General features: G+C 35.9%; 4 protein-coding genes and 1 pseudogene. 3 read left to right on the top strand and 2 right to left on the bottom strand.

All coding sequences use genetic code 11. The features are described 5' to 3' along the window. Positions 1-473: 473 nt before the first annotated feature. Together H1P_RS30370 and H1P_RS30365 are read right to left on the bottom strand one after the other, a co-directional pair. A complete protein-coding gene (locus tag H1P_RS30370; RefSeq protein ID WP_144874776.1) occupies positions 474-722 on the bottom strand; it encodes a DUF2164 domain-containing protein in 249 nt (82 codons plus the stop codon). A gap of 450 nt (positions 723-1172) precedes the next feature. Further along, positions 1173-2768 (bottom strand): NAD(P)H-quinone oxidoreductase subunit 4, encoded by a 1596-nt coding sequence (locus tag H1P_RS30365; protein ID WP_144874774.1) that lies wholly within the window; start codon positions 2766-2768, stop codon positions 1173-1175. 158 nt (positions 2769-2926) lie between these two features. Between H1P_RS30365 and H1P_RS30360 the strand changes: the two genes are divergently transcribed. The 3 genes and pseudogenes from H1P_RS30360 to H1P_RS30350 all read left to right on the top strand — a co-directional run. Further along, on the top strand, positions 2927-4036 hold the full coding sequence (locus H1P_RS30360; protein WP_144874772.1) for an S-(hydroxymethyl)glutathione dehydrogenase/class III alcohol dehydrogenase: 1110 nt from the start codon (positions 2927-2929) through the stop codon (positions 4034-4036). A 253-nt stretch (positions 4037-4289) separates the two neighbouring features. After that, positions 4290-4826 carry a hypothetical protein gene (locus H1P_RS30355; protein WP_144874770.1) on the top strand — a complete coding sequence of 179 codons (537 nt, stop codon included), beginning with the start codon at positions 4290-4292 and terminating at the stop codon, positions 4824-4826. A 289-nt stretch (positions 4827-5115) separates the two neighbouring features. Next, positions 5116-5454 (top strand): annotated as a pseudogene (locus H1P_RS30350) (dynamin family protein); the annotation flags it as partial. Between the last annotated feature and the right edge of the window lie 156 nt (positions 5455-5610).

The raw sequence follows: 5610 nt of genomic DNA, 5'->3' as shown, positions 1-5610 counted from the left end.
CCCAGAACTTCCAAAAGGGTTGATACCCTGATTAAAATAGCGATGGATTTAATGAATCCCCAACATCTGCGTAACTGGTTTGCCCACTGCTGCTACTGTCCCTTATAAACCTGCAAACCGCTGTATGATGAATTATGCTGGCAGATGAACACGATTCGCACATTTCAGGGTCATATCGAACCTAAACGATTGTCTGGACTGGTTTTGAGTTTTGTATTTTATATGACTAAATTCTTGACAATTTCATAACGCTTGGTACATCGGAACAAATTCATAATTGCTGTTTATAAATTTTTCGCAACAACTAGGGTTTAATTCTCAATTACTAGAGCTTTTCTCAATAAAAATTGAACGAAAATTATGATTAGACTATAATAGTCTCGTCTTAATGAGTGCTGATAGTCGTAATTATCGATATTTGAACCTCTTAAAATATAAGCTGAGCTAATCTCAAAAAACTTTGATAGTTAACTTTACTCTTTCCAATAATCAAACTCTGGTTCGTAGCAAGTATCTTCAAGATCGCTCAATTTATTCTCCATAAAGGAGCGTGCATCGATAATTGCTTGATTATAAACACTGGGACAGATTTCTTGTAAACAAAAGTCGAGAAATAGTGAAGCTTTGAGATCGCCAATTTCTTCATCGAGTTTTTCTTCAAAGTATCGTTTGATTGATTTAATTAACTGCTGTTTTGTTACTTTAGATAATTTTATAGTCATGTCCTTTAAACAGGTTTATTATTTATCGATCTTAACTTCTGGGTAATACACTTTAAAGTATTGCTATTATTAAAAGCTTAAGTGCCGATATGACCCTTTAATTAACAAACCGTGGTCATACTCCATGCTGCTGAAAAAATTTTTATGTGGTCATCCTATAGTAATTCCAAATAGAAACCATAATTTATTTGGTACTACTTTTCATCCCTCATCCTTTATGCGAAGCGGTATCCTTTAGGGCATCCCTCATCCTTCATCCCTCATCCTTTATGCGAAGCGGTATCCTTTAGGGCATCCCTCATCTGTTTATTGATGTTGGACAACGTAAGGAAATTAATAGGAATGACTATATTTTTGAGCAATTACTAAAAACTACTCCAATACAAAAAAATGAGGGTAATTGATGTGTCAAAAACCCCCAACGTATTATATTAGCTTGAAATCGAAAATCTAATGATTAACTACAGTTTCAACTTCAGGTGCAGTAGTCGAAATCAAATTATAAGGATTAGAAGCAGTCGAGGCTTCTTGCATTAAGCTTGGTACAGAATTACGTAACAAAGCTGTTAGTTGATGAGTAGTGGAATCGTATACCTGAGTGACAATTTTGGGATACAAACCAATACCAATGATGGGAATCAACAGACAAGCAATAATAAATACTTCTCTGGGTTCAGCATCCACCAGTTTAGTATGTTCTACTAACTCTTTATTTTCAGGGCCATAAAGCATTTCGCGTAACATAGATAGTAGATAAATAGGGGTTAAAATAACACCTACTGCCATCAAGGAAACAATGATAATGCGGAAAGTATTGCTGTAAGCATCGCTAGTAGCAAAACCCACAAATATCATTAACTCAGCTACAAAACCACTCATTCCAGGTAAAGCTAAAGAAGCCATTGAGCAAGTAGTCCACATAGCAAAGACTTTCTTCATCTTTTGTCCGACACCACCCATTTCATCCAACATGAGAGTGTGAGTACGGTCATAAGTAGCACCTACCATAAAGAAGAGACTCGCACCAATCAAACCATGAGAAATCATCTGTAGCATTGCGCCACTGACTCCTAAGTCAGTAAAAGAAGCAATCCCGATCAAGACAAAACCCATGTGAGAAATTGAAGAATAGGCAATCTTGCGTTTTAGGTTGCGTTGAGCAAAAGAAGTTAATGCTGCATAGATAATATTAACTACCCCTAAAATGACCAATACTGGAGCAAAGAAAGCATGAGCATCGGGTAACATCCCTGCATTCATTCTTAAAAGGGCATATCCACCCATTTTTAAAAGAATACCTGCAAGTAACATATGTGCTGGTGCTGTAGCTTCACCATGAGCATCGGGAAGCCAGGTATGAAGGGGAAAGATGGGTAATTTGACACCATAGGCAATCAAAAAGCCACTGTACAGTAACAATTGTAGATTCAAACTGTAATCCTTAGCAGCGATCGCACTCATGTCAAAGGTAACATTATCACCATAGAATGCCATTGTCAAGGCTGCGATCAGAATAAATAGCGAACCTCCTGCGGTATAGAGAATAAACTTCGTAGCAGCGTAAAGACGTTTTTTGCCTCCCCATATCGAAAGAATTAAATACACGGGTACTAACTCTAATTCCCAGACAAGGAAAAATAGCAACATATCCTGCACGGCAAAAACAGCTATTTGTCCGCCGTACATTGCCAACATTAGGAAGTAAAAGAGCTTTGGCTTAAAGGTTACGGGCCAAGCTGCCATAATAGCTAAAGTGGTAATAAAGCCTGTTAAAACCACTAGAGGCATCGATAATCCATCTACCCCCACAGACCATTTCAAGTCTAATTGTGGTATCCAGGTATAGCTTTCGACTAACTGTAAGTTAGGGTTGCTAAGATCGTAACCATTGCAAAAAGCGTAAACAATAATTGCAAAATCAATTAAACCTACTGTCAGGGAATACCAGCGTACAGTTTTACCATCTTTGTCAGGAATAAACGGTATCAGTAAGCTGGCAACAATGGGAAATAAAATTACGGTGGTTAACCAAGGAAAATTTGCCATAAATTAAATCGAAGAGGAAATAAGAAAGTTTTGTTATTTATTCTCTTTCCATCATCGAAGGTAATGTAGTGAACCTAGAATATTCTTAATGAATTGTTTAGCTCAGTAAAAACCGAAAATTACTATATTAATGAATACAACTGTAGGAGAAACCATTAATGGATGTCAAAGCAGCCGTAGCTACAAAGGCGGGAAAACCTTTAAGCATTGAAACAGTACAACTTGATTCGCCTCAAGAAGGAGAAGTACTAGTAGAAATCAAAGCCACAGGGGTTTGCCATACTGATGCTTATACCCTTTCGGGAAGCGACCCAGAAGGCTTATTCCCTGCAATTTTAGGACATGAAGGAGCAGGGGTAGTAGTAGAAGTAGGCAAAGGAGTCACCAGCGTTAAACCAGGAGATCATGTAATCCCCCTTTACATCCCAGAATGTCGGCAATGTCCCTATTGCTTAAGCATGAAAACTAATTTATGTCAGGCAATACGTAGTACTCAAGGTAAGGGGCTAATGCCTAACGGTACAAGTCGTTTTTCCCTAGATGGTAAACCTTTATACCACTATATGGGTACATCAACTTTTGCTAACTATACGGTGTTACCAGAAATATCTCTAGCTAAAATTCGTCAAGATGCACCTTTAGATCGAGTATGTCTTATTGGTTGCGGGATCACAACTGGTTTAGGAGCAGTAATTAATACAGCCAAGGTTGAGCCAGGAGCAAACGTAGTCGTGTTTGGCTTGGGTGGTATTGGTTTAAGTGTCATTCAAGGGGCAAAATTGGTAGGAGCGAGTAAAATTATTGGAGTCGATCTTAATCCAACTAAGCGTACTCTTGCAGAACAGTATGGCATGACTCATTTTGTTAATCCGAAAGAAATTGACGGGGATTTAGTGCCTTATCTAGTGGAATTAACAGATGGTGGTGCAGACTATAGTTTTGAATGCATTGGTAATGTCAATGTGATGCGTCAGGCTTTGGAATGTTGTCACAAGGGTTGGGGTGTTTCCACAATTGTTGGTGTGGCTGGCGCGGGAGAAGAAATTAGTACTCGTCCTTTCCAATTAGTTACAGGAAGAGTTTGGCAGGGGACAGCTTTTGGTGGCGCAAGAGGTCGTACTGATGTTCCTAAGATTGTCGATTGGTATATGGAAGGCAAAATCGATATTGATAGTATTGTGACTCACACTATGGGTATAGATAAAATTAATGATGCTTTTGATTTAATGCATGAAGGAAAATCTATTAGGAGTGTGGTTACTTTTTAATGTGGTTTGATAGGGCGAGGTTAACGAAAAAAGGTGTGGGAGTTAAACACTAACAACGCGAAGAAAGAATGAGTAATGAGTAAATACTTATACTTTAAATATGCAGAAATTAGCTTTTTTCCCACCTTAAACTTCGCTCACCCGATAGGGCATACTGGAAAAGATTAGCGTATATTTTAAAATTTTAATTAGCTGCATTCCAAATTTACAATAAGAAACACACCCTACAAACTGAAACTTATTTGATTTAGTTATGTCAGTATTAGTTGAAACCCTCGATAGATGTTTAAAGGTTTTGAAAGATAATCATCATAATGCTGCTCTAAATTTACAAGTAGGATTATCTTTAGAAAAAATTGAAGACACAACTAACTTACTTTTATACAAAATTCCGCAAGAAATTCAAGAGCTATATCAATGGCGAAATGGCATGAAATATGGAGGTATATTTTATTCTCCTTATGGCGGAACACTAACTTTTCATTCTTTAGAAAAAGCTGTTGAAAAAAGCTTTTCATTTAATGGATTTGAATTGATTGGAGAGTCAATTCATGTTGAGGAATTACATTTATTTAGCTCTATAGATAGGTGGTTTCCTTTTGCTGCTTGGGATAAAGAGGAAAAAACTCCTATTTTTACTGTAACAGACGATTATTCAGTACGAATAGCTTACACTAGCTTGACTAATATGATGCTAGTTCATGCAGAATGTTATGAAAAAGGATTATTTACATTTGAATATTCAGGTAGAGAAGTAAGTCTTAAAAAAGGAAATGATATTAAAAAATAATTTATCTCTATTGTTAAAAAATATAATTCAATAGTAGATAAAGAGTTGATTTTTCATAAATATAAAATTCAAAATAGATTCTTAGAATAAGTAATATTTGACATATTAAAATGTTATGTAAAGACCTTATTAAACAATTATTTATTTTAATTTTAGGGAATTGTTATAAGGTTATTAAGTATCTTTACGTATATAGCGATCGCAATTTCTTTAATCATTTTATTGTTATTGACATTATTTATGACAAACCTGGGAAATATAAAAAGAGTTATGTTCCACGAATTATTTTATGACTTCTCTTGTATCCCAATGCAGTAATTTAGCCGATAACGTTAATAATATACTCAGTATTTTAGCGCAAGAAGCTAATTTAACCATAGACACAAATGTTATTGAAGTATCTTTGAAAAAAGCTATTGCACCTAAATTTGAAATAGTTTTTGCTGGTGCTTTTAGTGCTGGAAAATCGATGTTAATTAATGCCCTTTTAGAAAGAGAGTTACTTTATAGTGCAGAAGGACACGCTACAGGTACAGAATGTCATATAGAGTATGCTGAACCAGAAGCCGAAAAAGTAGTTTTGACTTTTCTAAGCGAACAAGAAATTACCGAACAGGCAAATGCAATCTATCCCCTATTAGGTATTTTTATTAAAGGTGAACCTATCCCACTAATATGATTTTGGTAATCCACATATGAATAGTTGCCAAAGTCAAAAAACCATCAAAAACAAGAGATTGACGTTCCCAACGAACCACTAAACGTCTATATTTTCTTTGAAACC

This window comes from Hyella patelloides LEGE 07179 (genome assembly GCF_900659865.1).
GTDB classification, from domain to species: domain Bacteria; phylum Cyanobacteriota; class Cyanobacteriia; order Cyanobacteriales; family Xenococcaceae; genus Hyella; species Hyella patelloides.
Note: the sequence above shows the minus strand (reverse complement) of the source record. Positions and strands in the feature narration are given on the sequence as shown.